At 61.8% G+C, this 26064-nt stretch carries 30 protein-coding genes and 1 pseudogene; 9 read left to right on the top strand and 22 right to left on the bottom strand.

Annotated features, from left to right (window positions below; all coding sequences use genetic code 11):
- Position 1 precedes the first annotated feature (1 nt).
- Both EUB48_RS05310 and EUB48_RS05305 read left to right on the top strand, forming a co-directional pair.
- The gene (locus EUB48_RS05310; protein ID WP_142817941.1) at positions 2-823 is read left to right on the top strand and encodes a response regulator; all 822 of its coding nucleotides are present in this window, start codon (positions 2-4) and stop codon (positions 821-823) included.
- 22 nt (positions 824-845) lie between these two features.
- The gene (locus EUB48_RS05305) at positions 846-1538 is read left to right on the top strand and encodes a Crp/Fnr family transcriptional regulator (protein ID WP_142817940.1); all 693 of its coding nucleotides are present in this window, start codon (positions 846-848) and stop codon (positions 1536-1538) included.
- A gap of 36 nt (positions 1539-1574) precedes the next feature.
- On the opposite strand, the gene EUB48_RS05300 is transcribed toward EUB48_RS05305, so the two are convergent.
- The 3 genes from EUB48_RS05300 to EUB48_RS05290 all read right to left on the bottom strand — a co-directional run bounded on the left by EUB48_RS05300 (position 1575) and on the right by EUB48_RS05290 (position 3117).
- Positions 1575-1799 (bottom strand): hypothetical protein, encoded by a 225-nt coding sequence (locus EUB48_RS05300; protein ID WP_142817939.1) that lies wholly within the window; start codon positions 1797-1799, stop codon positions 1575-1577.
- Between the two features lie 644 nt (positions 1800-2443).
- Positions 2444-2539 carry a DUF3309 family protein gene (locus EUB48_RS05295; protein ID WP_338052424.1) on the bottom strand — a complete coding sequence of 32 codons (96 nt, stop codon included), beginning with the start codon at positions 2537-2539 and terminating at the stop codon, positions 2444-2446.
- 74 nt (positions 2540-2613) lie between these two features.
- A complete protein-coding gene (locus tag EUB48_RS05290) occupies positions 2614-3117 on the bottom strand; it encodes a hypothetical protein (RefSeq protein WP_142817938.1) in 504 nt (167 codons plus the stop codon).
- Positions 3118-3390: 273 nt separating this feature from the next.
- On the opposite strand from EUB48_RS05290, the gene EUB48_RS05285 reads away from it, so the two are divergent.
- Positions 3391-5031, top strand: coding sequence for a phospholipase D-like domain-containing protein (locus EUB48_RS05285; protein WP_210411695.1), 1641 nt, complete (start codon positions 3391-3393; stop codon positions 5029-5031).
- Between the two features lie 11 nt (positions 5032-5042).
- Positions 5043-5405 (top strand): YfeK family protein, encoded by a 363-nt coding sequence (locus tag EUB48_RS05280; protein WP_142817937.1) that lies wholly within the window; start codon positions 5043-5045, stop codon positions 5403-5405.
- A 67-nt stretch (positions 5406-5472) separates the two neighbouring features.
- Here EUB48_RS05280 and EUB48_RS05275 read toward each other — a convergent pair whose 3' ends face one another.
- The 14 genes and pseudogenes from EUB48_RS05275 to EUB48_RS05205 all read right to left on the bottom strand — a co-directional run bounded on the left by EUB48_RS05275 (position 5473) and on the right by EUB48_RS05205 (position 16487).
- Positions 5473-5802 (bottom strand): BON domain-containing protein, encoded by a 330-nt coding sequence (locus EUB48_RS05275; protein WP_142817936.1) that lies wholly within the window; start codon positions 5800-5802, stop codon positions 5473-5475.
- A gap of 126 nt (positions 5803-5928) precedes the next feature.
- A complete protein-coding gene (locus tag EUB48_RS05270) occupies positions 5929-7224 on the bottom strand; it encodes an NRAMP family divalent metal transporter (RefSeq protein WP_142817935.1) in 1296 nt (431 codons plus the stop codon).
- A complete protein-coding gene (locus EUB48_RS05265) occupies positions 7208-8563 on the bottom strand; it encodes a PQQ-dependent sugar dehydrogenase (RefSeq protein WP_210411694.1) in 1356 nt (451 codons plus the stop codon). Before EUB48_RS05265 ends, EUB48_RS05270 begins: the two co-directional genes overlap by 17 nt.
- On the bottom strand, positions 8560-8715 hold the full coding sequence (locus EUB48_RS05260; RefSeq protein ID WP_142817934.1) for a DUF3309 family protein: 156 nt from the start codon (positions 8713-8715) through the stop codon (positions 8560-8562). Before EUB48_RS05260 ends, EUB48_RS05265 begins: the two co-directional genes overlap by 4 nt.
- Positions 8716-8986: 271 nt before the next feature.
- Positions 8987-9199 carry a hypothetical protein gene (locus EUB48_RS05250; protein ID WP_142817932.1) on the bottom strand — a complete coding sequence of 71 codons (213 nt, stop codon included), beginning with the start codon at positions 9197-9199 and terminating at the stop codon, positions 8987-8989.
- Between the two features lie 305 nt (positions 9200-9504).
- The gene (locus tag EUB48_RS05245) at positions 9505-9873 is read right to left on the bottom strand and encodes a hypothetical protein (protein WP_142817931.1); all 369 of its coding nucleotides are present in this window, start codon (positions 9871-9873) and stop codon (positions 9505-9507) included.
- On the bottom strand, positions 9870-10262 hold the full coding sequence (locus EUB48_RS05240) for a hypothetical protein (protein ID WP_142817930.1): 393 nt from the start codon (positions 10260-10262) through the stop codon (positions 9870-9872). Before EUB48_RS05240 ends, EUB48_RS05245 begins: the two co-directional genes overlap by 4 nt.
- A gap of 19 nt (positions 10263-10281) precedes the next feature.
- Positions 10282-10662, bottom strand: a complete 381-nt coding sequence (locus EUB48_RS05235; protein WP_142817929.1) for a hypothetical protein — start codon at positions 10660-10662, stop codon at positions 10282-10284.
- Positions 10663-10770: 108 nt separating this feature from the next.
- Positions 10771-11214 carry a PRC-barrel domain-containing protein gene (locus tag EUB48_RS05230; protein ID WP_142817928.1) on the bottom strand — a complete coding sequence of 148 codons (444 nt, stop codon included), beginning with the start codon at positions 11212-11214 and terminating at the stop codon, positions 10771-10773.
- Positions 11215-11350: 136 nt separating this feature from the next.
- Positions 11351-11767: a plasmid stabilization protein gene (locus tag EUB48_RS05225; RefSeq protein ID WP_338052423.1), complete on the bottom strand. Its 417-nt coding sequence runs from the start codon at positions 11765-11767 to the stop codon at positions 11351-11353.
- A gap of 7 nt (positions 11768-11774) precedes the next feature.
- Positions 11775-14191: pseudogene (locus EUB48_RS05220) on the bottom strand (catalase).
- 4 nt (positions 14192-14195) lie between these two features.
- Positions 14196-14702 carry a hemerythrin domain-containing protein gene (locus EUB48_RS05215; protein WP_142817927.1) on the bottom strand — a complete coding sequence of 169 codons (507 nt, stop codon included), beginning with the start codon at positions 14700-14702 and terminating at the stop codon, positions 14196-14198.
- A 147-nt stretch (positions 14703-14849) separates the two neighbouring features.
- The gene (locus tag EUB48_RS05210) at positions 14850-15881 is read right to left on the bottom strand and encodes a hypothetical protein (protein ID WP_142817926.1); all 1032 of its coding nucleotides are present in this window, start codon (positions 15879-15881) and stop codon (positions 14850-14852) included.
- A gap of 102 nt (positions 15882-15983) precedes the next feature.
- Complete coding sequence (locus tag EUB48_RS05205; protein ID WP_142817925.1) at positions 15984-16487, bottom strand: hypothetical protein; 504 nt, start codon at positions 16485-16487, stop codon at positions 15984-15986.
- Between the two features lie 188 nt (positions 16488-16675).
- Between EUB48_RS05205 and EUB48_RS05200 the strand changes: the two genes are divergently transcribed.
- Positions 16676-17578, top strand: coding sequence for a YihY/virulence factor BrkB family protein (locus tag EUB48_RS05200; RefSeq protein ID WP_142817924.1), 903 nt, complete (start codon positions 16676-16678; stop codon positions 17576-17578).
- Here the strand turns inward: EUB48_RS05200 and EUB48_RS05195 are convergent.
- From EUB48_RS05195 to EUB48_RS05185, 3 genes are all read right to left on the bottom strand, one after another.
- On the bottom strand, positions 17557-18249 hold the full coding sequence (locus tag EUB48_RS05195) for a Crp/Fnr family transcriptional regulator (RefSeq protein ID WP_142817923.1): 693 nt from the start codon (positions 18247-18249) through the stop codon (positions 17557-17559). The two genes, EUB48_RS05200 and EUB48_RS05195, sit on opposite strands and share 22 nt — an antisense overlap.
- A gap of 171 nt (positions 18250-18420) precedes the next feature.
- A complete protein-coding gene (locus EUB48_RS05190; RefSeq protein WP_210411693.1) occupies positions 18421-19161 on the bottom strand; it encodes a Crp/Fnr family transcriptional regulator in 741 nt (246 codons plus the stop codon).
- A 122-nt stretch (positions 19162-19283) separates the two neighbouring features.
- Positions 19284-20003: a Crp/Fnr family transcriptional regulator gene (locus tag EUB48_RS05185; RefSeq protein WP_142817921.1), complete on the bottom strand. Its 720-nt coding sequence runs from the start codon at positions 20001-20003 to the stop codon at positions 19284-19286.
- Positions 20004-20459: 456 nt separating this feature from the next.
- Between EUB48_RS05185 and EUB48_RS05180 the strand changes: the two genes are divergently transcribed.
- The 4 genes from EUB48_RS05180 to EUB48_RS05165 are packed head-to-tail and all read left to right on the top strand — an operon-like array spanning position 20460 to position 24020.
- Positions 20460-20726, top strand: a complete 267-nt coding sequence (locus EUB48_RS05180) for a hypothetical protein (RefSeq protein ID WP_142817920.1) — start codon at positions 20460-20462, stop codon at positions 20724-20726.
- A gap of 38 nt (positions 20727-20764) precedes the next feature.
- A complete protein-coding gene (locus EUB48_RS05175; protein ID WP_142817919.1) occupies positions 20765-20992 on the top strand; it encodes a hypothetical protein in 228 nt (75 codons plus the stop codon).
- A gap of 26 nt (positions 20993-21018) precedes the next feature.
- Positions 21019-21627 (top strand): DUF1003 domain-containing protein, encoded by a 609-nt coding sequence (locus EUB48_RS05170; RefSeq protein ID WP_142817918.1) that lies wholly within the window; start codon positions 21019-21021, stop codon positions 21625-21627.
- Between the two features lie 59 nt (positions 21628-21686).
- Positions 21687-24020, top strand: a complete 2334-nt coding sequence (locus EUB48_RS05165; protein ID WP_142817917.1) for a nitric-oxide reductase large subunit — start codon at positions 21687-21689, stop codon at positions 24018-24020.
- A gap of 17 nt (positions 24021-24037) precedes the next feature.
- Here the strand turns inward: EUB48_RS05165 and lolD are convergent, their stop codons facing one another.
- Both lolD and EUB48_RS05155 read right to left on the bottom strand, forming a co-directional pair.
- The gene (gene lolD, locus EUB48_RS05160) at positions 24038-24763 is read right to left on the bottom strand and encodes a lipoprotein-releasing ABC transporter ATP-binding protein LolD (protein ID WP_142821099.1); all 726 of its coding nucleotides are present in this window, start codon (positions 24761-24763) and stop codon (positions 24038-24040) included.
- 16 nt (positions 24764-24779) lie between these two features.
- On the bottom strand, positions 24780-26036 hold the full coding sequence (locus EUB48_RS05155) for a lipoprotein-releasing ABC transporter permease subunit (protein ID WP_142817916.1): 1257 nt from the start codon (positions 26034-26036) through the stop codon (positions 24780-24782).
- Positions 26037-26064: the final 28 nt, after the last annotated feature.

Raw genomic sequence — 26064 nt, 5'->3', positions numbered from 1 at the left:
AATGATTAACACAACCGATATTCTCAACGCCAGCATTCTGATCGTTGACGACCAGGTTTCCAACGTGCAGTTGCTTGAGCAATTACTCGGTGATGCCGGCTATACCCACATTGCGTCGACGATCCATCCCGAGGAGGTTTGCGCCCTGCACAAGAAAAACGCGTATGACCTGATTTTGCTCGATCTCAAGATGCCCGGCATGGATGGCTTCCAGGTGATGGAGGGTCTCAAAAAAAATGCGACGGACCGTTACCTTCCAGTCATCGTGCTAACTGCCGAACCTGGGTACAAGCTGCGCGCGTTGCAGGCCGGCGCCAAGGACTTCATCAGCAAGCCATTTGATCTGGTGGAAGTCAAGACGCGCATCCACAACATGCTGGAAGTGCGGCTGTTATACAAAGTACTTGAGAATTACAACCAGTTGCTGGAACAAACGGTGCAGGAACGCACAGCCGAACTGCGCGAAAGTGAGGCCCGCTTTCGTGCCCTGACCGAACTCGCCTCCGACTGGTACTGGGAGCAGAACGCGACCGGGGATTTCACCACGGTGTGTGGCCCGGTTTTTGAGACACTGGGAATCGAGGCCACAGCCCTCATGGGCAAGACAACGGACGACAAGTCTAGCGGCTGGAACGAGGTAGAGCGAAAGAAACTTCAGTCCAAGATTGCGGCCCGGGAGCCATTTCTGGATTTCGCTTTTAGCCGCGTCAACGCGGATGGCTCTGAGCAGCAGTTTCGGGTCAGCGGGGAGCCGATCTTCAACCAATCCTGCCGCTTCACCGGTTACCGCGGAATCGGCGTGGAAACCACCCCAAGGAAGTAGAAGGATCAACGAAGCCGCCACCATGTCATCGCTCCATAGTCCAAAGCAGAACCACCTTCTGGCCGCTCTGCCGACGGCGGAATTCGACAGTCTGGCAGCGCATCTGGAACTGGTTTCGTTGTCGCTGGGCGCCATGCTTTACGAGCCCGACGAACAGTTGCAGCATGCGTACTTCCCGACCACCGCCATTATGTCGCTGCACTATGTCCTGGCCTCCGGTGCATCGGCCGAAGCTGCGGGGGTAGGCAATGAAGGCATGGTGGGTATTTCTCTATTCATGGGAGGGAACACCACGCCCAGCTCGGCTGTGGCGGGCATCGCGGGCCATGCCTATCGGCTGGAGCGCCACAAGCTGTTGCAGGAATTCAATCGCGGGGGTTCGCTGCAGCGCTTGCTGCTGCGCTACACCCAGGCGCTGATGACACAGATGGGTCAAACCGCGGCATGCAACCGGCACCATTCAATCGAACAGCAGTTGTGCCGCTGGCTGATGGCGGCCCTTGATCGAGTCCCCTCGCACGAACTGGTGGTAACGCAGGAATTGATCGCCAATATGCTCGGCGTGCGCCGGGAAGGCATTACGGAGGCCGCCGGGAAGCTGCAGCGCGGCGGTTTGATTCGCTACCGCCGTGGCCACATTGCCGTGCTGGACCGGGTCGGCCTGGAAAGCCGGGCGTGTGAGTGCTACGCCGTGATCAAAAAAGAGTGGAGCTGACTGCCGTCCGATGTGCCGTCCCGCCAGGGAGCCCGCCTACCAGAGGGCCGAGTCCTGCATGTTCAGGTATTCTCTTTGAGTGCGCCTTTTTCGGCGAAGCAAGACGACGATGGCTATGGCGACCAGCACGAGCGCTGCTGCAACCAGCTCAGCCGCTGAAAGTGGCCGCCCCAGCACGGCCAAAGCGAGTTGCGACAGGCCGAGCAGACATGCGCAAAACAATGTCAAGGCAAGGGCGGCCGTCAAAATCGCTCGAAACATTCTTTTATTTCCTTTCACATTGTTGAAACCCGTTAGTTGCGGGAAGTGCCGATACGGACCAGCCCGCGAGCAAAATTACTTCCTGCAGTGTGCATCATCCGACTCGACATGGGTCTGGCACCAGGCAGCTTGTACCTCCAGCACGTCCGGTTCCGACCGATGGTACCGCTCACGTTCATGCGCCAGTGCTGCGTGCAGCTGGTCCAGGGCAGCTACACACTCCAGCACGGTTTCCTGGACCGACCCCCTCGAGCCGTACAGCCGCGGATGAGTTGCGGCGGTATGGCGTTCATCGACCATCCGTCTGAGTCGTTCCTCGACCGCGCAAAACAAAATATCCCACTCCTCGACCGAGATATCCAATGGTGCGCACACAGACGTGGCGGAACTCGGCCTTCCCGATACCGTATGCGCCAAGTTGTTACCCTGTGTGGGCACCGATTCAATCATGCCGAAGCTCTCGCTGAAATAAGGGATGCAAACGCTGCACCCACTGCTGGGCGCCGCGACCCGTGTACGCGGTTCACCATATCGCCTTGTATTTCTCGTATAGCAAAATGAACAACCCTTTGTCTGTGCGGTAACGAACATCCAAACCTTGAGCCGTCAAAGCCGTCCCATCAACAGCAGCATGACGACGATGATCAGGACCAGCCCCAGCCCCTGCTGTGCGGCCAGCTCGAAATTGCACCGATCAGCAGCACGACCAGAACGACCAATAATATGACTCCCAGGCTCATGATTTCCTCCTCGACGCGATGAACGGTGTGCTCAGTTCGGTGACATAGATGCTCGACAAACTCCTGCGCCTGCCTTATCCGGCCGCAATGAAATGGTCGGCACGCGCTGCTTGCAGCACCGCAGCTGGGTCGACCCGTAGCGTCTCGACCGGCGTGCAATCCGCAAGCCACGGGTTCGGCTGCGCAAACCAGTTCGCCAGCTCCCACGGGTCAAAGATGGGGGTCAACTCCGTGAACACCGGCCCCAGCTCCGGTTGCGGCGTCGTGTCGAAGCGGTCGAACTGGAACCAGGGAAGCCATGTCTGTGAACGCCACTCGAAGCAGATCACTTTTCTTTTGACAATCCAGCGTGCGAGCCTTGCGACGTGGGCCTCGCTGTGACGTTTGAGCACCTTCAAGACCTCGTCGGCCCGGGCGAGTCCGCCGCTGCCTCGATAGCCGTTGAGCATCGCCACGAACTGATGGTCGGCGTGACTCTCCGGGGTGCATGGATGTGGCCAGTACGCTGCATCGGGCGCATATCCGGCCAGTGCCATTTCCGGCGATGAAATGGATCGGGACATCAGAACAGTTTGCATGAGGCTTCCAGGACGATTGGGGACACTACGGGAGCCCTACCATACGAGGCGAGGAGGCTATCGGTCTGTACGGTATCCAACAAAGGCCGCCAAAAAGCGGGCTCCGCGAGGCCCCGCGCCTCCCATCTTGTGCGGTAGCACACAGACACAATACGAAATTCGGCACAGATTCCAACGGCGCCCGGCGCAAGTCGAGGGTCAACGAGACGAGCTACTGCCTCTGGCTGCACCGATAATTCGGCAGCACGCCTGGTGCATTGGGGTACTCACAAAATGAAGGCTAAAACCATGGCAAAACCTCGGTGGTGCGGGGTGATGATCGGCCGGCTCCACGTTTGCCTGGTCGTGCTGAGCGTCGCCATTCTCGGCGGATGCGCCTCACTTCCGCCAGGCTCCGATTTCCCAAAAGCCGCCTCCTCGGCATTGACCCATCCGCAAGAAACCCGGCTTGGCCAACAGTTTGAAAGTGCGGCACGCGAACATGGTGGCAACTCCGGGTTTCGATTCGTTTCGGCTGGCGCAGATGGGTTTCTGATTCGAATGCAGATGATCAATGCCGCACAGCGAACGCTCGACCTTCAATATTTCATTTTTCGCGGGGACGAAACCGGCCGCCTGCTCACCGACGCGGTGATGCATGCGGCCGATCGCGGGGTGCGTGTGCGGGTGCTGGTTGACGATGGCGAAACGCTGACTGGCGACGACCAACTGACCGTGCTTGAAGCGCATCCCTCAATCGAGATTCGTATCTTCAACCCGTTTGCATACAGGGGACACATTACGCTGATTCGAGCTACCGAATTCATGTTCAACGCTTCGCGGCTCGACTACAGGATGCATAACAAATTGCTCGTGGTGGACAATGCCATCGCGCTCATAGGCGGCCGCAATATAGGGGATCAATACTTCCAGATTGACCCGAATTCCCAATTCGCAGACGATGACGTCTTTGCCGCAGGTCCCATCGCCCAAACATTGTCAAAGACCTTTGACGAGTACTGGAACAGCGCGTTGGCGATTCCGGTGCAGGCCCTTTCAGGTCCAAAGGCGTCCCATGCCGCCTTGAACGAGCATCGCGACGTGCTGGACGGGCAGCGCCAGGAGTTGAAAGTGGACGGCGTTGACTATGTGAAACGGGTTGCGACCGGCGAGCCGTTCGAGGGGATGATCTCCGGCCGTCTGCCGCTGATTTGGGCACCTGCCCAGGTGGTCTGCGACAGTCCCGACAAGAAGCAAGTGGAAAGCGGCGCCATGGTCGGCAGACTGATGCAGCGGGCGGTGGCCCAGGCGGTTGGCGCGGCGCAATCCGAGTTACTGATGATTACGCCCTACCTGATACCAGGCAAGGAGGGCATGAAGATGTTCAAAGACTTGCGCGAACACAATGTACGTGTTCGCCTCCTCACCAGCTCACTGGAAGCCGCGACGGTATTGCTGGCGCAGTCCGGCTACATGCACTACAGGGCGCCGCTGCTGGAAGATGGCGTGGAGCTCTATGAGATTCGCTCGCTTTTGGGAAACACCAAAGGCAGCGGTGAAACGCGGAAAATGTCGCGCTACGGAAACTATTCATTGCACGCAAAACTTTTCGTGGTTGACCGCCAGAGGTTGTTCGTCGGCTCAATGAATTTTGATCAGCGATCGATGCATCTGAACACCGAGATCGGCTTGATCATTGACAGCCCCGTCCTGGCTCAGCAGATTGCGGCGCGTTTCGAAGCCATGGTGCAGCCCGCCAATTCATACAGGCTGACTTTGCGCCAGAACGATGCAAGAGGCGCGCCGTCTGGTCTGGTGTGGCATACGCAGGAAGACGGCAAACTCGTTGAGTACGACACGGAACCGGCCCGCAGTGAATGGCAGAGAGCCAAGGTCAACCTGCTGTCGCTGCTGCCCATGGATAGGGAACTATGAGTACACGGCGGATGCTGCTGGGTTCGGGATTGATTCTGGGACTTATGGGGCTACCCGCCGCGCGTGCGGAGCCCCCAAAAAATGTGCAAACGGAAATTGGGTTTCTTCTGGGTGACATCGAGCGCTCCGGGTGCGAGTTTTACCGCAACGGCACCTGGCACGGTGCGGGAGAGGCGCAGGCACATTTGCGCGACAAATATGAATACTTGGTCTCACGAAACCTTGTCAATACTACCGAAGAGTTTATTGAAAGAGCAGCCACAAAAAGCAGTTTCAGTAGTCAGCCGTATAAGGTAAGGTGCACAGGCGGCGCCATCATGACGAGCAACCAATGGCTGCACAGTGAACTTGCGCGTTTTAGAAAACCTCAATAAAAGACCGGCCCCAGTTTCGTTGGGACCGGGCCGGGTTGCTCAAGCATGACCCTCGTGAACCAGAACCCTAATCATCCTTCCTGATTCGAATACTGCTCTTTACCGAAACAACGCCTTCGGTCCCGCGCGCTATTGACACGGCTTTATCCGCTGCTGCCTGGGTTTCGGCTTCACCGCTCAAAAAGACCACGCCGTCGCGGTCTGTATCGACCCTGATATGCGCCAAGCTGCGCATTTTTTCATTGGCCAACCCGGCCTTGACTTTGGTGGTGATTATTGAGTCCTTGACGAACGTCATCGGGTGCCCACGATTCGAGTCTGAATCGACGGCATAGGCCGCAAAAGGAGCCAGCACGGTACCAACGAGCAAACAGGCTGTTGCGATTTTGATTTTCATGAAATGTCCTTTCTTCAGGATGAAGGAAAGGACAAATGATCCGACGATCCTTGCGGTAAATCTGTTCGCTGGCGCACTTAAGTCCATGTTGATTAAGGTCCAGGGTCGCCGGGAGTGCGTCCGGCGTCAGTCGCCCCAGGTGACAAACATCACGATCGCTGCAGCGGCCATCACCAGGGTGGCCATCCAGCCGACCAGCTTCAGTCGCAGCGGGATGGAAAACTTGCCCATCACCTTGCGCCGGCTCGCCAGAAACATGATCACCAGCATGAGCGGCACGGCAATCACGCCATTGATGACCGCGCTCCAGAACAGCATCTTGATCGGGTCCATCGGCGAGAAACTCAGCCCCATGCCAATCAACGTCGCCAGCGCGATGGTGGCGTAGAACAGTTTGGCCTTGTGCGGCTTGGCCTCGAGGCCGGTTTTCCAGCGGAAGGTCTCGCCCAGTGCGTAGGCACACGAACCGGCCAACACCGGCAACGCGAGCAGCCCGGTGCCGATAATGCCGGCGGCAAAGAGCCAGAACGCAAACTTGCCTGCGATAGGAAGCAATGCGGCGGCCGCATCGGACGAGGTTTGGATATCGGTCTTGCCATTGGCGTGCAACACGACCGCCGCAGTCAGGATGATGAAGAACGCGACAACTTCGGAAAACAGCATCCCGGTAATGGTGTCCACGTTGATTCGCCTCAGCGCATCCGGACCCTGGTCCGATGCCCGCCTGAGCGGCTTGCGCCGGGGTGTGATACGCACCTCGTTCGCCTCTTGCGAGGCCTGCCAGAAAAACAGATACGGGCTGATCGTCGTGCCGAATACGGCAACGACGGCGACCGCATATTTGGCATTGAAATCGACAGCCGGCATGAACGTGCCTCTGGCCACGTCGAGCCAGGGTACATGGATGACCAGGACCGTGCCGACATAGGCAAACAAGCTGAATGTCATGACCTTGAGCAGCGGGGAATACGAATCGAACGGGATGAATACCTGCAGCAGCACCGACACCACCGCGAAGCCGGCGGCATAGGCAAACGCCGGCCCGCCAATCAGCAATTTCATGGCCGCCCCCATGGCGCCGATGTCCGCCGACAGGTTGATGATATTGGCCACAAATAGCAGGAAAACGAAGCCGATTGCCAACGCGAACGGGCACTGCGAACGGATATTGGCGGCCAGACCCTTCCCGGTGACACGCCCGATGCGCGCGCATATCGTCTGGATACCGATCATCAATGGCAGTGCGAGGATGACTGTCCACAGCGTACCGTACCCGTAAGCGGCGCCGACCTGGGAATAGGTGGCGATGCCACCTGGATCGTCGTCGGCGGCGCCGGTGATCAGTCCCGCGCCAAGACCGCCCAGCAAGGATCTTTGCGCTGGATTTTCCAAACCGTCCTCAGAATCATTCGACTCTCGCATTGCCCGATTCCGCGTGCTGGCGCTGAGCCGTCACCCGCCACACCACGTTGCCCACATCATCGGCCACCAGCAACGCGCCCTGCCTGTCGAGCGCCACGCCGACCGGCCGGCCATAGGCATCGCCCGCCGCGCTCACGAAACCGGTCAGTACATCGACGGGCGCGCCCGCTGGCCTGCCGCCTTCAAATGGCACGAAGACCACCTTGTAGCCACTGTGCGGCCAGCGATTCCACGATCCATGCTGGCCGACGAACATGCCATTGGCAAACGGCGCCGGTAGCTGGGTGCCAACGGAAGAGGCCAGACCCAGCGAGGCGGTGTGCGGCCCCAGCGCATAGTCGGGCGCGATGGCGCGGGCCACCAGGTCGGGCCGCTGCGGCTGTGCACGCGCATCGACATGCTGGCCGAAGTAGCTGTAGGGCCAGCCATAGAAGCCGCCATCGCGCACCGAGGTCATGTAGTCGGGAACCAGGTCGCTACCGATCTCGTCGCGCTCATTCACCGCGGTCCACAATGCGCCGCTGGAAGGCTCCCAGGCCAGGCCTACCGGATTGCGCAGACCCGAAGCAAAGACGCGGTGAGCGCCGCTTTGAATATCCACTTGCCAGATTGCCGCACGCTGCGCCTCCACCTCCATGCCGCGTTCGGCCACGTTGCTGTTCGAGCCGACCGTCACGTAGAGCGTTCTGCCGTCCGGCGTCGCGATCAGGTTCTTGGTCCAGTGATGGTTGATGGGGCCGGCCGGCAGCTGCACCACCTGCGTGCCGGCCGCCGTGATGCGCGTATCGCCCGTGGCGTAGGGAAACCGGAGCACTGCGTCCGAGTCGGCCACATAGAGGTCGTTACCCACCAGCGCCATGCCGAAAGGGGAGTTCAAACCCTCCAGCAGCACCGTGCGCAGGTCTGCGACCCCGTCGCCATGGGTGTCGCGCAGCAATGTAATGCGATTGGCGCTGGGCACACCGGCGCCCGCACGCTTCATCACCAGACCCATCAGCCAGCCCCTGATGCCCTTGGCGTCGTCGGGCTTGGGCGGGGCATTCGTTTCCGCCACCAGCACATCGCCGTTCGGCAGGACATACAGCCAGCGTGGATGATCCAGGCCGCGAGCGAATGCGGCCACATGCGTACCGGGCGCCGCCAGCGGGGTCACCCCTGGCGGCCAGCCAACGGCAGGCGCAATGTGCACGGTTGGAATCAGGGTGCGCTGCGGCGCCGGCAGCGTGGGCGCGGGGCCCGTGCCGGCCGACACCGGTAGCCGGGCCACCTCGCCGCAGGCGGCGAGTGCCAGCACTGCCGCGCCTGCCAATGCCGCCGCAAGGCGCAAACGAGGGGTCAAAGCCGTCCCGTCAACAGCAGCACGATCACGATGATCACCACCAGCCCCAGCCCGCCGCTGGGGCCGTAACCCCAGCTTCTGCTGTGCGGCCAGCTTGGAATGGCACCTATCAGCAGCACGATCAGAACGATCAACAGTATGGTGCCTAACATGGCGCTCTCCTTTGACGTGAGGAAGGCGGGACTCAGTTCGCTGGCGCTGAGGCCGGCGGCATCACGATCACCGCCGTTGTATCGCCGGTTTTACCCGTGTCGCCCTTACTGCCTGGACTGCCCTGATCGCCGGCTGCGCCGGTCGCGCCCGGTGGACCCGCGGGACCGGGCACTGCAACCGGGGCTGCAGGGACATTGACTACCGTGGGCTGCTTATCGCAGGCACCCAGGCTCAGGGTGGCGATTACCGCTGAAATTAGCATCATATGGTTCATGGGGGAATCCTTTCGAAGTGGGAAATCGGGGTATTGATCGGCCGATGGGAGAGTCGAAACACAAGGTTTTGACTCTGCGATGCGCGGCTCACTGGGCCGTCTACAGATGAAAGCTCGCCTTGGTGTTGGCCGCCTTGTTGCCGCATCGCGCTGGCACCGATTGCCAGGCCGCGCGCGAGTGCGTTCGCGTTGATGTTGAGTTTGTTCATGGCCATCCACAATTTCAAATATAGGAGGGAGCGGGGCGACGCGGTATCAGGGTATCTCGCACACGCGTGTAGGAGATCAACCAACGTATGCGATTTTCTGCCTGGGCCTGCTTTTTAAAAGTTGGATTGAAGGTGTGCTTTGGGCTTGGCTGTGTCAAGTGCGGTGCCCGTTGCATCGGCCACCCTTCGCGCTGCCAGGGCGCGGTGCGGCACATGCTGCTCCTGCGCACATGCACTCCACAACGCCATCCACAAGCCAGAAGGCATGCGGGTGATCACCTTGGTCACGACTTGCGGCACCAGCCCTAGAAACAGGGCCGGCTTGAGGATCCAGCGCCACGGGCGACTCCAGGCAAACAGCCCCCCGCCACCAACGCGCCCAACACCAGGCCCCAGGGATTGCGCTGTGCGATCGGCTGCACCATGGCATTGGCCGTGTTCACGGCCGCGATGCCGGCAAACCGCAGAGGATGACGTGACAACCAGCTGCCGAGCGCGTCGACCACGGCGCCGATACCCGGAATTGATTTCAGGCGGTCCAGCCGGGCGTTGCCCGACCCGTGGCCGCCTCGCCCCGAGCGCGAAAGCGGAGGCGCCAAAACTTCCTGCATTGCCTGGTGCAGGCGCGCGCGCGACGCCGCCAGCCGTGCAGATGCCGCCTGCACAGTGCTCATAAAACGCTCACTTCGCGCAACATCGCCATGTCGTCCTTCAGTTGATGGCGCAAGGAATCGAAAGTGCCGTCATCGTCGCCTCCACGCGCGGCCAGCAGGCACCCCGCCGCAACGATAACGGGCACCAGCGGCGCAACAATGAGGACCCACGGAGCGGGCATCTGGGCAATCGGAACGACGGCCCACAACATCCACGCCATGCCGGCAAGAGCCATAGCCGCCACCAGGCAGCACAAGCCCACCATCCCCAGCAGCGCGCGCCGCCTCCATCTTGTCGAGACGGCACCGATTTCGGCGGCAACCAGCTCGGCATAAGCCTGTGCGTGCTCAGCCAGCAAATGCGGCTGGGTCGCCACCAGATGGAGCAGGGGATGGATCATGATGGTCATTGCGACGACGCCAGCGCCTCTAGCCGCGATCCCGTGAACGACTCATCAGGCTGACCAGCGCCATTAACGCCGCGCCAGTGGCAGCCGCGATCAACATCGCCTTGACGGGCTCCTCCTTGACGTAGCTCACCGTACTGTCCGCCGCGCGTATCGCCTGCTCACGAAGCTGTTGGGACGTGTCGCGAACGGTATCCATCCCCTGCTGTGCCAATGTATTGACCTGCTGGGTCGCACGGTTGAGCAGCGGTGTAGCTTGCTGACGCATGTCCTCAACGCTGCCAGCCAGGGTGTTCAGAGCGTCATTGGCCACGCGCTGCGTCGCCTTGATGGCCTGGTCTGCCGACTGGGCGGTGCGGTTTGCAAACACGTTGGGTTGTTCCAGAGGGTTATCGGTACTCATGGGTGTTCCTTTGAGATGGGTTGAAATGGGCGAAGGGCATCGCTTAAGTGCCTGGAAGAGCTGTTAACCAGCGTATGTGGTCTTTCTGCTGAGGCTTCCGAAAAAAACCTACGCGTGCATATCGTCCGCATACGGCTTCGTGCCGTAGTAAGCATGAATGTCATCGGCCCAGGTCTTGTCTGCCATATCGGGCCATGAGTCTTTGTCAAACCCCGGCGCGTTCTTGAGGCGATCCTTGTCCACGTTCAATACAAAGCGCTTGTTCTCGCTATCCAGCGTCAATGCGTTCCACGGCACAGCGAAAAGTTTCTCGCCCATTCCCAGGAAACCACCGAAGGACAGGACCGCGTAACCTACTCTGCCGGTGCGCGTGTCCAACATGATTTCCTTGATGCCCCCGAGGTCCTCGTCTTGCTGGTTATAGACGTCATTGCCAATCAGTGTGTCGGCCCCCAGCAGCGTGGGACCGGGGCCTTGCCGTACCTCGGACCCGGAGCTACCGCTGGGGTTGGTTTTGTACATGCCATAGGTGTCGCGCTCTTCGTAGTTCATATGAATCTCCAATAAATAACTCAGGTTGATAGATACCCAAGGCGTCGTGCTCAGTGATCGGCGCCTTGTAGTGAAGATAGACTTTTCAGGCCGCGCGGTATGTACGTCAGCGTACGCACGCGGGGCGCAGGATGTTTCAAATTGCAGCCCGCGTTGTCGGCCTTTCGCTCGCGGCGGCAACGTTCACGGCCGTTCGGGCATTGATACGGCGCGGAGCGTTCAATGGCTGCTCCGGCTGCGCTTCGCTCGTCCTGGAGCGACCTTTCACACCGCGTTGCCTAGCCTCATTGCGAAGCTGCACCAATGTACGTCCGCCCGCACCCAGATGCGAGTGCCGGCCGCCGCGCCGGCCGGCCGGCACGTCGTTGAGTGACGACGCGTTCGCCTGCTCTGCCTCGCCATGCTGCGCCCGCTCCTTGTTGACGGTGCGGGCCGCAATCTCCCCGGCGAGTTGCGCTCCCTTGCCGGGCTTAAACAGGCTTTCCTTGATGTGTGCGTACTGGCGCTCGCGCTTCGGACTCCATGGGTTTGTTGACATGATGATTCCTTCCATAAGTAAGCTATACGCGCGGGGGGTCGGTTTCGCGCTCGAACGCGCGAGGACCGGCGAGCGCGGCCTTGAACGCCGCCAACGTATCCGCCAGCGACAGGCCGTCAGCGTCGCTGCCGATCACCAGCGCGGCATCAATGCTCCCATCCGGCAGGGTGGCGGGAATGCCGGCCTTCTCCAAAAGCGCAACGGCACCGCCCATGAGGCAAATAGGCTTGCAATGCCGGTACTGGTCGCGCACAAATTCAAGCGCATGCGCGTCCTGCATCAAGTGCTGCACGGCACCTGCGCCGTCGGCCACCAGCACGGCGTCGTACAGTACGGACGGCGCGGCCTCGAGGGATATCTCGACGTCCAGGGTCGTGCGGTCATTGGTCGCGATCTTGCCGAGACGGCTGCCGACCAGGCGTGGCACCGTGCCGTCGCCCAACAGCGATGCGTAGACCGTCTGCACCATGGCGCCATCCACACCGTCCGCCACCAGCACCGCCACGCGCCGACCATCCATCCGCCCCCCTCGGAACAGCAAGGACAGCGCCGGCGAGGGCGCGTATTTCGGGATCGGCAAGTCGGACGCCAGCGCCATGGCGGGGGGTACCTCGATCCCTAGTCCCAAGGCCACGCGGGCGGCCAGATCGGGGTGGACATTGACCAGCATCGACACCATACGCACACGGATCGCCGGAGTCTGCACCCGCGTCAGCTCGAAACGAAACGCGGCCACGATATGCGCCTGCTCGGGCGCGCTCTGGCTGATCCAGAACAGACGCGCCTGCGAATAGTGGTCGGCGAACAATTCGGCTTTGCCACGAACCTTGTCGTCGGCCAGCCATTGGGGAAACGAGGTGAAGCCGCCGCGCGTGCCGGCCTGGAACGGACAACCGCCTGCAAGCGAGTTGGGTTCGTAACTGACCCTGCCGCGAGCGATGGACTGCCGATGCATGCCATCGCGCTGGTTGTTTTGAACCGGCACCAACGAGGCATTGATCGGCAGTTCGTGAAAATTCGCACCGCCGAGCCGGCTGATTTGCGTATCCAGATAAGAAAAATTGCGCCCCTGAAGCAAGGGGTCGTTGCTGAAGTCGATGCCGGAAACGATATTCGCGGTGCAGAACGCGACCTGCTCGGTTTCTGCGAAGACGTTGTCCGGGTTGCGATCGAGCACCAAACGCCCACCGTGCGAACCGGCACCAATTCTTCAGGTACCAGCTTGGTCGGATCGAGTACGTCGAAGGCAAAACCGTCTGCCTCTTCTTCCGTGAAAACCTGCAAACCGAGTTCCCATTGCGGATAGGCGCCCGATTCGATTGCTTCCCATAGATCGCGCCGATGAAAGTCTGGATCGGCGCCGCTGATTTTGACTGCCTCGTCCCACACCACCGAGTGGGTGCCCGCCAGCGGCTCCCAATGAAACTTGCAAAAGACCGACTCGCCCGCCGCATTCACGAGCCGAAACGTATGCACACCAAAGCCCTGCATGGTGCGGTAACTGCGCGGGATGGCCCGGTCCGACATGACCCACATCAGCATGTGGGTGATCTCCGGCATCAGCGACGCGAAGTCCCAAAACGTATCGTGGGCAGTGGCGGCTTGCGGCATCCCTTGATGCGGCTCTGGCTTGGCCGCGTGCACCAGGTCGGGAAACTTCATCGCGTCCTGGATGAAAAATACCGGCATGTTGAGGCCGACCACGTCCCAGTTGCCCTGGTCGGTGTAGAACTGGACCGCAAAACCTCGCGGGTCGCGTGCCAGATCGGTCGATCCGCGCTCTCCTATGACCGTCGAGAAGCGCACAAACACCGGTGTGCGCTTGCCTGCTTCGGCGAAAGGCGCAGCCTTGGTCATGTCGGTCAGCGCCGCATAGCATTCGAAATAGCCGTGCGCGGCCGAGCCGCGCGCATGCACCACGCGCTCCGGAATGCGCTCGTGATCGAAGTGCGTGATCTTTTCACGCAGAACGAAGTCTTCCAGCAAGACCGGCCCGCGCATTCCGACCTTCAGCGAATTCTGGTTGTCCGCCAGCAACACACCTTGATCGGTCGTCAGTGCCTGTCCGCTTGCATCGGCGCGCACCTGGTCCAGGGAGCCGGCGGTCGAGTTGACACCGAAAGTCGGCTCACCGGCCCCGACCTTGGGCGACGCGTTGATTTCGCTGGCCGTGCTGGCAGTGGCCGACGGCGTCGACGGCTTGGCGGTGATGCCCAGCTGCGGTATACGCGATGCATTGCCATACTCGCCCGCCTTGATCGGGTTATCGGGTATTTGCGCCGACAGCGCATGCTCCGCAATGACCTTTACCAGCAGGTGATTGCGCGCGGGCTCCATGCCAAGGCTGCCTGGGGGTTTGGCGTTGGAAGGCCCGGAGATGGTACTCAAAACAGAGCCGGCGCCATCGAGCGACGGCGCCGATTTCGTCCGCCTTGTCATGATGTCAGTCCCGCTGCGCCAGCAACTGGGCCTTGCGCTCGGCCAGCTTGGCACCGAGTGCCTGCAGATCCAGGTTGCTGGACTTCGCCTTCGGGAACATCTGTTCCTGTTCTTCCTTGACGTGATGCTTGACGTACTCGCACAGGACCTGGATCCTGGCCTCGAACATCTCGCCCTCGGGCTCCACACCCTCGACCTGGGCAACCAGGGCTTTCAGGGTGGCGTGCTCGACCGTGGCTTCGGGAACCAGTTCCTTGTCCTTCAGCGCCAGTTTGACGGCGGGGTAGAAGATTTCTTCTTCGATTTGTGCATGCACGCCGAGCTCGGTGCAAATCTTGGCAACGATCTCCTTCTTGCGGGCCGCCGAGCGTGTCTTCTCGTAGTCGTCGAACAGCTGGCCCACCGCCTCATGGTCCGCACGCAGCAGGGCCGTGGCATCTTGAGGCTTTTTCGTGGGTGGCCGTTCTGTCGTCCTCTTTGTCGCAGTTGTCGCAGTTGTCGCAGTTGTCATGGTGGTCTTTCCTGCAGGGTTGGTGAAACGCAAGCGCGCTAGTGCACGAATAGCGCAATCAAAATGATGATGGGAATGGGAATGCCGAGAAAAAGCAGCAGAAGTGAGCGCATAAAAATCTCCTGGTTGAAGTGGTTGAATGCGGCGTCACAGGTCGCGCCGGCGCCCGCCATAGGTGGCCGCCAGGCTGGCGGCAAAAGCGCCAATGAGCAGCGAGACGAAGAGCCACAGCGCCGCATAGGCGGAAGCCTTGCGCGCCTTGGCCGCAGCGTCTTTTGCGGCCATCTGCGCATCGTTCATCTTCAGCTGCATCCGTGCATAGGTATCGTTGACGCGCTTTAGCGCATCCTGCTGCGTCAGGCCGGTGCGCTGCGCGACCACCTGCGCCACATAGCGGCTGTCTTCTTGCGGCAACGCTCCGGTGCGAAGGCTGTTCATGAAGATGCCGGCCACTTCGGCCGTGGGTGGCGCAGACTCGGGTCTCGCCGGCATTGCCGACATCGGCATTTCACCCGCCGGTTGCACGGCCCCTGTGGGCGATGTGCCCGTCATGGCAGTTGGCGCTGCCGCCGCGTTCGCGTCCCTGCGGAACAGGGAATTGACGAGGTATTGCGTCGGCCCGTGGTCATTGTCCGACCCGCCCATCGCAGCGCCGCCTGCGCCTGTAGTGGCCGCGGTCAGACCGGTGGCGGCAGTCCCGGCCATCGAGGCTCCCGCGCGCGCACCGGTGCCGACGATGGAGCCAATCACCGAGGTGAGCAGCGCGGCGGTGGCGAGCGCGGAAATGGCCCAAGCTAAAAAGCCGTGCGCAGTGTCACGGAAATAGACCTCGTCCGTATGCACCGCGACCCACTTGGTCCTGAGCCTGCCCGCCAGGTAGCCCCCCATGGCGGACGCCGCGAGTTGCGTGAAGGTCAGCCATGCGATGGTCGAAGCACCGAAGGTCGTCGCACTGGTGCCGTCGTGCGCCCAGGGTGACACTGAAGACAAGCCCAAACCGGTCCCCAGGATCAACAGGATCAGCGACAGGGCTGCGGCAGCGGCGGCACCTGCAAGAATGGCTCCCCACGACACCGCGCTGGCGGGTGGTCGCGGGGATTGAGCCAGGGCCGGGTAGACGCCAGGTACGGCGCGTCCCCGCCTGAGTTCATCTGCAGTTGCGGCAAGAGGGATATTCATGTTGAGCTCCATCAGTTGAATGGGGAAATCATGACGCCCTGCACCGGCGTGCGCTGTCGGACGTTCGTTGGACCGGATGTAGGAAGAAGTTCCGCGCCAGCCTTATCCGGCGGCCACGAACCGGTCGGCACGTGCGGCATGCAGAACCCCCGGTGGATTGACGTGCAGCGTATCGGCAGGCGTGCAATCCGAAAGCCATGGATTGGGCTGCGCAAACCAGTTCGCCAGCTCCCACGGGTCAAAGACGGGCGCCAACTCCGCGAACACCGGCGCCAGGTCCGGTTGCGGACGCATGTCGGCGTGGTGGAACTGAAACCAGGGGAGCCATGTTTGCGATCGCCACTCGAAGCAGATCACTTTTCTCTTGAGGATCCAGTCTGCGAGCTTTGTGACCGGGCTTTCATCGTAATATTTGAGCATCTTCAAGACCTCCTCGGTCCGGCCGATCCCGCCGCTGCCTCGATAAGCGTTGAGCATGGCGACAAACTGTTGGTCGGCCTGCCCCTGCGGGGTGCATTGATGCGGACCGTTGGCTGCGTCGGGCGCACGTCGGGCCAGGAACGTCTCTGGCGATGAAATGGAACGGGGCATCAGGGCAGTTTGCATAAGGTCTCCAGGACGGCAAAGCATTACAAGGGTCCTACCGTAAAGGAAAAGGAAACCTCCGGTCTGTGCGATATCCAACAATGGCTCCCCAGTAGGCCGATTCCGACGCCCGATGCCACTTCTCGCTGACGGACGGGCGCGCCAAAGACGCCGATGATGGGCTTTTCGCCCACTTGCCGCGCCATCTCATGCACATCGACACCCGTTCCTGCTGGACTCTGGCCAGGCAAGTCGCAAATTCATGGATTGACGATTACGCGCCGAGCATGGGCGCAGCGCTGGCGTACTACACCATGTTCTCTCTGGCGCCGTTATTGCTGATCGTCATTTCCGTGGCGGGGTTCGTGTTTGGGCAGGACGCCGCCCGCGGCGAGATCGCCGGGCAGTTGCGCTCCCTGATGGGCGATCAGGGCGCGAGCGCCGTCCAGGGATTGCTGGCCAGTGTCCATAAGCCGGCCGAAGGCGCGGCCGCTACCGCAGCCGGCGTGGTGTTGCTGTTCGTGGGTGCCACGTCGGTGTTCGGTGAGCTGCAGGACTCGCTGGACCGCATCTGGCGCGTTCCCGCGCAGCGGCGCACGAATGGCTGGCTCGCGCTCGTGCGGGCGCGGCTGCTCTCTTTCGGCATGATCCTCGCCATCGGCTTCCTTCTCATCGTGTCGCTCGTGGTGAGCGCCGCGCTGGCCACGGCGGGGCGCTGGCTGGAACCCAGCTTTGGGGCGTGGTACGCAGTGGCGGCCGCCGCCAATGCCGTGGGCGGCTTCCTGCTGGTGGGCGCCATGTTTGCGTTGATCTACAAGGTCATGCCGCGTGCGCGCGTGCAGTGGAAGGATGTCTGGGTCGGCGCCGTGTTCACGGCGTTGCTGTTCACCCTGGGCAAGTCACTGATCGGCTGGTATGTCGGGGGCAGCGGCATCGTCTCGGGCTTCGGCGCAGCCGGCTCGCTCGTGGTGATCCTGCTGTGGGTCTATTACTCGGCCCAGATATTCCTGATCGGCGCCGAATTCACCTGGGTTTATGCAAACACACTGGGGTCGAGAAAAGAGGGCAACAACGAGGTGCGAACCCGGGCTCAGGCCAGCACGCCGGCGTAAACCTGCCGGTCGGCGCCATAACAGTCGCACGCGGCGGCTTCCAGGCCGCTGCGATCGAGCACCTTGAGCTCGCCGCGGTGGTATTCGATCAGCCCGCTGCGCTGCAAGGCACCAGCGGCAGCCGTGACGCCGACGCGGCGTACACCCAGCATGTAGGCGAGGAATTCCTGGGTCACTGGAAAGCTGTCACTGTGCGCCCGGTCCTGGCTCATCAGCAGCCAGCGTGCCAGGCGTGGACCGATCAGGTGAAAACGCAGGCATACGGCCGATGTGGCCAACTGCGCCATCACCACGTAAAGGTACCGGTTCATGACGCGTTGCAGGGCCTGGCTGTCAATCAGTTCGCGCCGGAAGTCCCTGGCGTCAATGCGCCACGCGGTGCCCGGGCCCTGCACCAATGCATGCAAAGGTACGGTCTTCACACCCAGCGCCAGCTGCGCACCGAGCATGCCTTCACGCCCGACCATGCCGACTTCCAGGCCCGGCTTGCCGTCGATAGCTGCCACCAGCGAGATAAAGCCGTCAATGGGAAAGTAGACATGGCGCGTCGCTTTGGCGGGCTCGCACAGTACGGCACCCAGCACCAGATGGACCGGCTCGCACAAGCCCAGAAGGTGCAGACGGTCTTTGCGCGGCAGCAGGTCGATCAGGTGGTTCTCGGGGGTGGCCAAATTGACACTCCGGTAGGTTGCTGGCCCCTCAGGGGGATGGGTGCGCTGAAGATCACCCTGCTAGCGAATACCACATCAATTGCATGCCGCCTCAATCGGTACGCCGATTGTGCATGCAGCATGGGCTTATCACCGTCTGCCAGCGCACACAACCGCAAATAAATATCCCGCTCAGGCAGCGAGCAGCGCCGGCCGTGGAGACGGTGGCGCGTTGTATTCCTTTGGAGCCGGCGTATAGCACTCGCAAGTGCACTGCTCAAGCCGCTGGCGGTCAAGCACCTGGATGTGTCCACGCCTGTAGCGGATCACGCCGGCCTGTTGCAGCTTGAGTGCCGCGGCGGTCACGCTTTCGCGGCGCACGCCCAGCAGGCTGGCCAGCAGTTCCTGCGTCATCACGAGTTCCCCGGCCGGCAATCGGTCCAGGCCCAGCAGCAGGCGGCGGCACAACTGCTGATTGATGGAGTGGTAGCGATTGCAGGTGGCGGTCTGCGCCATTTGCGTCATCATGAGTTGGGTGTAGCGCAGCAGGATGGCGAGCATCGGGCCGGCACGGTTGACTTCATTCCTGACCGCCTGCGCGGGTAACCGGTAGGCCTGGCCCGCATGTTGCACCACGGCCTGGCTCGGCGTGGCGTTGCCCCCCATGAACAGCGAGAAACCCACCACTCCGTCGTTGCCGACCACCGCGATCTCGGTCGATGCACCCTCTTGTGTCAGATACAGCAGCGACACGATGGCCGTGGTCGGAAAGTAAGCATAGACGGGGGCCGTGCCCGACTCGCTCAACACCTGGCCCTGGCGCAGGTCTACCAGTTGCAGATCCGCCTGCCAGCGATTCCATTCGGCGTCAGACAGCGCGGCAAGCAACTGATTTTGTCGCGGCGCGCAGACGTGGCGGGGTGGTGCAATCATGGGGCTCTCGTTGTATTCTTCGAGTCCCATCATTCAGCCGGATGGCCGCCTGCGCTATCGGCGGCGACCGGTTTCGGGCGTGGGCTCGCTCCTACAGCGATGCCGTCGCCCCAAGTTGCAGGCTACGTCGCCAATTTCACGGGCAGCAACCGGTCGTATTCCTTCTTGACCACCGCATAGCACTCGCAGGTGCGCCGCTCCAGCCCCGGGCGGTCCAGCACGGAGATGCGACCACGCGCGTAGCGGATCAGCCCGGCCTCCTGCAACTTGAGCGCGCCCTCGGTCACGCCTTCGCGGCGCACGCCCAGCATGTTGGCGATAAGTTCCTGCGTCATCACCAGTTCACTGCCCTGCAGGCGATCCAGGCTCAGCAGCAACCAGCGGCACAGTTGCTGGTCGAGCGAATGGTGCCGGTTGCACACGGCCGTTTGCGCCATTTGCGTGATCAGGGCCTGGGTATAGCGCAGCAGCAGGTGCATCACCGGGCCGGCCCGGTTGAACTCGTCCTTCATGGTCTGCGCTTTCAGGCGGAAACCCTGGCCGGCGCTTTGCACCACCGCACGGCTGGGTGTGGACTCGCCGCCCATGAACAGCGAGATACCGACCAGCCCCTCGTTGCCGACCACGGCGATCTCGGCCGAGGCGCCGTCTTCCATCACGTACAGCAGCGAGACGATGGATGTCGTCGGAAAGTACACATGTTCCAGTGTCTTGCCCGCCTCATAGAGCACCTCGCCCAGCGGCATCTCGACCCATTCCAGCTGCGGCAGCCAACGCTGCCATTCGGCATCGGGCAACGCGGCGAGCAAGTGGTTTTTTTTGGCATCGCGGGAATCTGTCATCACGGAACTCCAGTAGGTCTGGCTGCAAGGGCTGCAATCGAGGCGGTTTGCGCCGCGCATTTGTAAAGTATAGAAAGCGAGTGTACGGTTTCAAACTCACATCTCATGTTTGATACCGAACATAAGAACTATTCTTGTGTAGAGCGACAGGAGATCGGATGGCTGCGCCGGCGCTGCATCCAACGTTCGATACCGCACTATCGGCCGAACACGATGCGCCCGCCTCAGGTACGCATGCAGGTACGGATGTGCGGCAGGTAAAGCCTTGCCTATGTATGCAATCGCACAGATGAACTCCTGACGATTCATTAGCATGAATTTGCAGTCATCGATTGACTCATTTGCGTAGCAGCTCATTCAATTTTTACAAGGCAAACCATCGTGAACAGAAACCAGCCCAACGGCACCGTCAAAGACATTGCCGGCAAACGGTGAAAACTTGCCTTGCAAAAAAGCATGAACAATTCCGCTTATCCGAAGCCTGAGAAAGTTGCCATAAAAGGCAATTTTTACTGCCCTTTTGACCCAATTACCCGGCAGATCCGCCTCACCATCAAGGCGCCCTCCATGCAGGAGGCTCGGCATCGGATGGCGGCGCTGGCGCATCTGATTGGCGTCAAACAATCGGGCGAGCTCTCCTATGTTGTCCTGGAAGAAGCGCCTCAAGGGGTGCCACTTTATTGCAGCGGCGTCGTAACGTTGGCACCGGTGCAGGTGCGTTAAGCGGCCGATCAAGCCCCCACTATTTGAAGGATTCAAAAATGAAAAAATTACCTGGCCTGGTGGCCTTCATCCTGGCATTTGCGCCACTCGCATATGCACAAGCACAGGACAACCCCGACCTGCGCGGCCACCCGGACGCCCGCAACGATCGCCAAATGCAATCACATGAACGAGACGTGCATCACCGTCTCGTTGCCAGACATGCACGCCACATGAAGCATGATGTGGATCATCGCCGCCCTCGCCCCGTCGATCACAAAATGTAGTGTGAGATAGCCGACCCGCCAATCGCATGGACCTGTCCGAACGTGGCGCGGCGTCGGCGCCGCCGCTGGATCCCGGAAATAAGCCAGGCGAATCGGACCGCGACCAACTCAGCGGCAATATCGAGGCCGTACTGGCGTTCTACGCCCGTGAAGAGGAAAAGATCTCCCGATGGCAACGGATCCTGGAGCGCATCAGCCTGGTGATCGGCCAGCCTGCTTTTTTGGGTTTCATCCTGCTCTTTGTCACACTCTGGATGCTCGCCAGCATCGTATTGCACCGGCTTGGCATCGCCGAATTCGATCCGGCGCCGTTTTTCTGGCTGCAGGGCATTGTCGGTCTGGGCGCCTTGCTGACCGCGACCGTGGTTCTGACCAAGCAGAACCGGCTCGCGAAGCTGGAGGAACAGCGGGCGCATCTGGACCTGAAGGTGACGCTGTTGACTGAGCAGAAGGCCGCCAAACTGATCGACCTGCTGGAAGAGTTGAGACGCGACTTGCCGAATGTCCGGGACCGCCAGGATCCGGACGCGGCAACTCTGCAACAGCCGATGGATCCGGAGGGGGTGCGCGCCACGCTGGACGAGCGGCTGAAGGCCGCTGGAGCCACCAAAGCGGACGCCGCCGGCAATCCGTAAACGGCATGCGGTCCGCCGATATGCTATCGATACTTATAATTGAGCCGGGAGGAATAGTCATGACCGAAGCCGCGCAACCGAAGAGCGAACCCGAAGAATCACCACTGTCGCCGTGGTGGGTGCGTTCGATACTGATCGTGCTGGTGCTCGGTTTTGCCGGCCTGCTGGCAATCACTGTGCTGGCTTACCGCAATGCGCCGCCGATACCGGGCCAGGTCAAGGATGCCGGCGGCACGACGCTCTTCACCGCCGAGGACATCAGCAACGGCCAGGCGCTGTTTCTGCGTTATGGCTTGATGGACAACGGCACCGTCTGGGGCCATGGCGCTTACCTCGGGCCCGACTACTCCGCCGACGCACTGCACGCTATCGGCGCTGACACCGCCGCCGCGCTGGCACAGCAGCAATACGGCAAGCCCGTGGCTGAACTGACGCCGCTACAGGCGGCGGCGATTCGCGCGCAAGTCGCGGTGACGCTGAAAACCAACCGCTTTGATGCCGCCAGCGACACGCTGCAGTTGACCGCGCCCGAAGCAGCGGCGTATCGCCAGCAGATCGTGCACTGGACCCGCTATTTCCACGACCCGGAAAAAAATGGCGGCCTCAAGCCCGACCTGATCACCGACCCGGTCGAACTGCATCAACTGACGGCGTTCATCACCTGGGCGGCATGGGCCTCGGTGGCGAATCGCCCGGGCAGCGACTACTCGTATACGAACAACTTTCCGTTTGACCCCGAGGTCGGCAATCTGCCGCCGGCCGGTGCCCTGCTGTGGAGTGCGCTGAGCCTGGTGGTGCTGTTGGGGGGCATCGGCGCGGCGCTGCTGGCGTTCGGCAAATTCGACTATCTGGGCTGGATCACGCGCGGCCACCACGTGCACCCGCAAGTGATTCCGGGGCAGGCCAGCCGCGGGCAGCGCGCGCTGGTGAAGTTTTTCGTGGTCGTGATGCTGCTGTTCCTGATGCAAACGCTGGTGGGCGGCGGCGTGGCTCATTTCCGCGCGGACCCGAGCAGCTTCTACGGCTTTCAGCTGGAGAAGATTTTTCCCAGTAATCTGCTGCGTATCTGGCATCTGCAGACGGCCATTTTCTGGATCGCCACGGCCTACGTCGCTGCCGCCTTGTTCCTGGGCCGCTCGCTGCGCGCCGATGAACCGCGCTGGCTGGTACCGGCGATCAACCTGCTCTTTGCGGCGTTTGCACTAGTGATTGGCGCCAGCCTGCTCGGTGAGTGGGCGGGCCTGTCCGGCCTGCTGGGCGACTGGTGGTTCTGGTTCGGCAACCAGGGCTGGGAATACCTGGAAATCGGCCGCTTCTGGCAATACCTGCTGGTGGCCGGCCTGCTCGGCTGGTTTGCGATGCTGTGGTGGCTGGCGCGCCCGCGCACGGTGGTCAACCCGAACGCGCGGCCACTGGCGCGGATGTTCCTGTACGCTGCACTGGCGATACCCGTGTTCTATATCCCGGCACTGTTCTTCGGTGCCAGGACCAACTTCACGGTGGTCGACACCTGGCGCTTCTGGATCATCCATTTGTGGGTGGAGGGCTTCTTCGAGTTCTTCGCCACCACGGTGGTCGCACTGACGTTCTTCCAGCTTGGCCTGACCCGGCGCAACACGGCGCTGCGGGTCATTTACCTGGATGCCATCCTGTACTTCGGCGGCGGCCTGATCGGCACCGGCCATCACTGGTATTTCACCGGGCAGAGCCAGTTCAACATGGCCATGTCGGCCATGATCTCGGTGCTGGAAGTCGTGCCCTTGACGCTGCTGACGCTGGATGCCTGGGATTTCGTGCGCACCACCCGCGGCGACTGCGATGTCTGCGGCAAACGGGTCGGCGTACCGCACAAATGGACGTTCTATTTCCTGATCGCGGTGGGTTTCTGGAATTTCCTCGGCGCGGGTGTCTTCGGGTTCCTGGTCAACCTGCCGATCATCAGCTACTACGAAGTCGGCACCATCCTCACGCCCAACCACGGCCACGCCGCAATGATGGGCGTGTTCGGCATGCTGGCCATCGCACTGATGGTGTTCGTGCTGCGCCAGACCAGCGACGACACGCGCTGGCCGGGCATCGAAAAATACATCAAGGTCGGTTTCTGGGGCACCAACATCGGCCTGTTGATGATGGTGGCGTTGAGCCTGTTCCCGGGCGGCGTGCTGCAGGTGTGGGACGTCGTGCAGCACGGCTACTGGCATGCGCGCAGCCTCGCCTACACCGGCACCGATACGGCGCGCCTGCTCGAATGGCTGCGCCTGCCGGGCGACCTGGTATTCATCATCTTTGGCGCCATACCCCTGTCGATCGCGGCGATCAAGGCCTACGCTGGCATATGCATGACGCGCGGGGCCCACATCTTGCCGCCCGCTTATCAGGAGACTTCAATTTGAGGGAAGCGGGTGCCGTGTCACGCCGATTCCGACAGCCTGCCCTGCACCAGCCGTAATTGCCGGCTGCAACGCGCGGCCAGCGCGGCGTCGTGCGTGACCACCACAAAGGCCGTGCCCTGGTCGCGCGCCAGTTGCAGCATCAGCTCGAACACGCCGTTGGCGGTGTTGCGGTCCAGGTTGCCGGTGGGCTCGTCGGCCAGCACGCAGGCGGGCTGGGTCACCAGCGCGCGGGCAATGGCGACGCGCTGGCGCTCGCCGCCCGAGAGTTCGGCCGGACGGTGATGCAGGCGCTCCTGCAAACCCACCTGCGCTAGCATTTTCGTAGCTATCTGCGTAGCCTCGGCGCGGGCCATACGCCGAATCCATAGCGGCATCGCAACGTTGTCGAGCGCGCTGAATTCGGGCAGCAGATGGTGGAACTGGTAGACAAAACCCAGGCTGCGATTGCGCAAGACGCCCTGCTCCGCAGCGCTGAGCTGCGACAGCCGCTGGCCCTGGAGCTCAACGGTGCCGCTGGTGGGCGCATCGAGGCCGCCCATCAGGTGCAACAGCGTGCTCTTGCCCGAGCCCGAGGCGCCGACGATGGCCAGCGTGTCCCCCGCGTGCACCGCGAGGTCCACGCCCTGCAGCACGGTGACGTCCAGGCGGCCCTCGGTGAAGCGTTTGGTCAGGCCGCTGGCTTGCAGCACCGCGGGGGATGGATGGCGGCTCAAGTCCGCATTGACCGGTTTTTCACTCGCCATGTCGTGGCGCGTCACATCATTCATAGCGCAGCGCCTCCGCCGGGTTCACGCGGCTGGCGCGCCAGCTCGGATACAGGGTCGCCAGAAAGGACAGCACCAGCGAGATGATGCCGATCGGCATGATGTCGCCGCGCTGCGGGTCGCTGGGCATGCGGCTGATCAGGTAGATGTCGCGCGGCAAAAAGCTGGTGTGCAGCAAGTGCTCGATGAACGGCACGATCACGTCGATGTTGTACGCCACCAGCAGGCCCAGCAGCAGGCCGGCCAGCGTGCCGATCACGCCGACCATCGCGCCCTGGACCACGAACACCCCCATGACGCTGGACGGGCTGGCGCCCAGCGTGCGCAGGATCGCGATGTCGGCGCGTTTGTCGGTCACGGTCATCACCAGCGTGCTGACCAGGTTGAACGCCGCCACCGCCACGATCAGCGTGAGGATGATGAACATCATGCGTTTCTCGACCTGCACGGCGGAGAACCAGGTCTTGTTTTGCTGCGTCCAGTCGCGAATCATGAGGTCGCCGCTCAGCGTGCCGGCCAGTTGGTGCGCCACTTCCGGGGCCTGGTGCAAATCCTTCAGCTTGAGTTGCACGCCGGTCGGACCTTCCAGGCGGAAGATGCGCGCCGCGTCGTCCATGTGCACCATGGCCAGCGTCGAGTCGTATTCGTAGTGGCCCGAGTCGAAGGTGCCGACCACCGTCATCTGCTTGAAGCGCGGCACCACGCCGGCCGGCGTGATCTCGCCGCTGGGCGCCAGCAACGTGACCGGATCGCCCACCACCACGCCCAGGCTGTGCGCCAGATCCGCGCCGAGCACGATGCCGAAGCTGCCCGGCACCAGTTTGGCCAGCGCACCGCTCTTGAGGATCCCGTCAAGGTCGATCACCTGCGGCTCCAGCGCCGGGTCGATACCGCGAATCACCACGCCCTTCATGTCGCCGCCGCGTGCCAGCAGGGCCTGAGTCGCTATGAAAGGTGCAGCACCGATGACCTGCGGATTGGCCTTGGCCTCGGCCATGGTGCGGGCCACGTCCGGCAGCGCGGCACCGTCGGGCGCGAAGATTTCGATGTGCGAGACCACGCTGAGCATGCGGTCCGTCACCTCTTTCTGAAAGCCGTTCATCACGCTCAGCACGATGATGAGCGCCGCCACGCCCAGCGCAATGCCGAGCATGGAGACGCCCGAGATGAAGGAGATGAAGCCGTTGCGCCGCGTGGCGCGGCCGGCCCGCGTGTAGCGCCAGCCGAGAATGAGTTCGTAGGGGATTTGCATCGACCGTGGGGGATTGGAATCTACCGAA

The sequence above is a fragment of the Rhodoferax sediminis genome, assembly GCF_006970865.1.
Lineage (GTDB): Bacteria > Pseudomonadota > Gammaproteobacteria > Burkholderiales > Burkholderiaceae_C > Rhodoferax_A > Rhodoferax_A sediminis.
This window is presented reverse-complemented; position numbering and strand designations above follow the sequence as displayed.